Below are 2,465 nucleotides of genomic sequence, written 5' to 3'. Positions count from 1 at the left end.
CGACAACACCGCGGAAGAATAGCCTGTGCCGCAACCAACATCGAGCACGAAGTCGCTGGATTTGATCTCGGCCAGCTGCGCCAGCTTGGCGAAAGGCGACGGCTCCATCAGATAACGCGGCTGATCGGCATCGGCCGTCACGGCGTAGCGCAGATCCTCGTCGATATAGGCAAGCTCGCGCTGGCCGTTGTCGACGAATGCCTCGCGCGGCACCGAGAGCATGGCGGAAAGAATGGCGGCGTCGGTCACGTCGGTGGTGCGGACCTGGCCGTCCACCATCTTCACACGACGTTCGGAAAAATCAGCGTTCATGTTCAACCGGGCCCGCCTTCAGCGCGTGACGCGCGAAATTTAACTGCACCCGAATGGGTCCTCGGCGGCGGTTGCCGAGGAAGCTGGAGGCCTCGCCCGGAATCGAACCGGGGTGCAAGGATTTGCAGTCCTCTGCGTAACCACTCCGCCACGAGGCCTCGCCGCTTCGGGCGTCTACACGGCTCCAATAGGTTGCCAGGATTCCGACGTCAAGCGGGGAAGATYCTTTCCCGCTGGTTTTGAATAAGGGAACCTTGCAGGAATCGCGGGCGCCGGGGCTGTCGCAAATCCCTGGGCTCACCCGCAGGCCCTACCCCGAAGCAAATTAAGCGGCTGCAGCGCTCTTTATGCTGGCCCTTGATGTGTCCTTCGAGCGAATCCCAAGTCGTCCCTGCGATTCCTGTCTGCACAGAGCGCTTAGTTCGCCGGGCGCTTGCGCCTTTCCCACCAGACGATCAGCTTGCGGCGCACACGACGCACGACATGGAATTCGTGCGAAAGAATCAACAGGCCCAGCGGAATCATCCAGAACCCGAGCACCGGCAGGAAGCCGAGCAGGCCCAGGAAGCAAAGCCCAACCCCAAGCCCGATCCGCACACCGCGCGAGCGCGGCATGGCGAATTCGCGGCCGAAGACCGAAATCTTCCGCCTCGGGGGCTGCTGAGGTCCTTGTCTGATCATTATCCCTGCCGCTGATCCGTCTGCGCCCGAATGCCGCGCCAATCCGGCGAAAGCCTTTGCGAAGCCGTCATATGAGCGCGGTTGGCGGCGATTACCAGAAAGGTCGTGGGGAAAAACTTCGAAAAAGAACGATTACGGCTTTGCAAATCACAAATGCCTTTGCTATAGCCCGCCTCGTTCACATGAGCCCTGTTCCCCGGTAGCTCAGTGGTAGAGCAACCGGCTGTTAACCGGTTGGTCGCTGGTTCGAATCCGGCCCGGGGAGCCACTTCGCTCGTGTAAGTGCTTGTTTCTGCTAGATAAGCTTCAAATCGAAACAAGCCTTCCCCACTTTCCCTCCCCGCTTTTGACTTAAGCATTTAGCCGTTCCGTCACGCACGGAAAGCTTTCGACCATTTCGCCGTTCGGCCCATAGAACACAGCTCGAATCAAAGGCTGGCCAGCCCTAACCTCCTGGTCCGTCAGTCCCCGGACCACCGTAAAAGAGTGGCCCCGGAAGGGACCACTCAGCTAGGCATTATTTAATCTGCTGCTACGACTTGGCGACCGCCTCTATCGCGCTCGTCAGCGTGGCAGCGGGATTCGCTTTGCAATAGTCAGCGATCTTCTCGGCATTGGCATGCGCCTTGTCACCGTCGACCATGGCATTTCCGGCTTTGCCGTGGACATAGCCGTTCACCCACATGGCGACGCCAATAGTCTTCGCGGCCGGCATGGCACCGACCTCCTTGCAAGTGAGCTTCGACATGTMCACTTCCGCCGCCATTACTTGGCCTGCCAAAATGATAGTTGAAGCGGCGAGTGCGATCGGAAAACAGAGTTTCATGGTCACGTTCTCCTTCTAGAAGCCCCCACCTTGCAAGAAGCGCTGGTGCCCTGTTGGAAATATGACAATCACGCCAAATTTACCGCGACGGCTTTGTGGCCAGCTTGGTCAGAGTCGGTGGAGCTCCTGGCGCGATTCGAACGCGCATCATCCAATTACGACTCACGGGCTAGAAATCCCGCGCCGATACAGGGGCAATCTAGTCAGGCGGCGAGCAATGCGCTTTCGACCATGATCCTCGGTTCCGTCTGCCCGTCGAAGTGAACCACCACGACCCCTGGCCCGGGCTGCCCGTTGGTTCGCGTCGTCACCAGCCGATCGATGACAACACCCGACCACGCGCTGTCGGTCCGGTGGACGATGCGCTGGCCAATGGGTAGCGATTCGTTAAGCATGATGCGGGCTCCTTGTTGATCTATATCGATCATTACGGCAACATTCGATCATAGTGAACGAAGTGTCAAGCGGAGTTATCCACCGTGAGCGAAATTAATCATAGCGTTGGAAAACAGATCGCTGCGGCCCGGGCGCTTCTGGGGCTCGGCCAGGTTGAACTAGCCAAGATGGCCAACATCTCCGCACCGACGCTCCGCCGGATGGAAGCGGGGAGCGAGGATGTAAAGCCCATGACCAACAACATCCGCGC

5 protein-coding genes and 2 tRNA genes are annotated in these 2,465 nt (G+C 59.0%); 2 read left to right on the top strand and 5 right to left on the bottom strand.

Annotated elements, in window-relative coordinates; genetic code table 11:
• The 3 genes from AC1DUU_RS29475 to AC1DUU_RS29465 form a co-directional block, all read right to left on the bottom strand.
• The coding region (locus AC1DUU_RS29475) for a protein-L-isoaspartate O-methyltransferase family protein (RefSeq protein WP_476786864.1) at positions 1–312 on the bottom strand (312 nt) is incomplete at its 3' end.
• Between the two features lie 84 nt (positions 313–396).
• A tRNA-Cys gene (locus AC1DUU_RS29470) sits at positions 397–470 on the bottom strand.
• Positions 471–729: 259 nt separating this feature from the next.
• On the bottom strand, positions 730–993 hold the full coding sequence (locus AC1DUU_RS29465) for a hypothetical protein (RefSeq protein WP_476786861.1): 264 nt from the start codon (positions 991–993) through the stop codon (positions 730–732).
• Positions 994–1,186: 193 nt separating this feature from the next.
• On the opposite strand from AC1DUU_RS29465, the gene AC1DUU_RS29460 reads away from it, so the two are divergent.
• Positions 1,187–1,261, top strand: a tRNA-Asn gene (locus tag AC1DUU_RS29460).
• A 264-nt stretch (positions 1,262–1,525) separates the two neighbouring features.
• On the opposite strand, the gene AC1DUU_RS29455 is transcribed toward AC1DUU_RS29460, so the two are convergent.
• Complete coding sequence (locus AC1DUU_RS29455; RefSeq protein ID WP_476786863.1) at positions 1,526–1,819, bottom strand: HdeA/HdeB family chaperone; 294 nt, start codon at positions 1,817–1,819, stop codon at positions 1,526–1,528.
• Positions 1,820–2,022: 203 nt separating this feature from the next.
• On the bottom strand, positions 2,023–2,214 hold the full coding sequence (locus AC1DUU_RS29450; protein ID WP_476786860.1) for a hypothetical protein: 192 nt from the start codon (positions 2,212–2,214) through the stop codon (positions 2,023–2,025).
• A gap of 84 nt (positions 2,215–2,298) precedes the next feature.
• Here AC1DUU_RS29450 and AC1DUU_RS29445 point away from each other — a divergent pair.
• A partial coding sequence (locus AC1DUU_RS29445) for a helix-turn-helix domain-containing protein (protein ID WP_476786862.1) occupies positions 2,299–2,465 on the top strand: 167 nt, incomplete at its 3' end.

It is taken from the genome of Aminobacter sp. P4_H6_2, from assembly GCF_056400805.1.
Note: the sequence above shows the minus strand (reverse complement) of the source record. Positions and strands in the feature narration are given on the sequence as shown.

Bases quoted from the DNA above. Each gene is read 5' to 3' on its own strand.
- AC1DUU_RS29465 (WP_476786861.1), bottom strand. From the start codon at position 993: ATGATCAGACAAGGACCTCAGCAGCCCCCGAGGCGGAAGATTTCGGTC.
- AC1DUU_RS29450 (WP_476786860.1), bottom strand. From the start codon at position 2,214: ATGCTTAACGAATCGCTACCCATTGGCCAGCGCATCGTCCACCGGACC.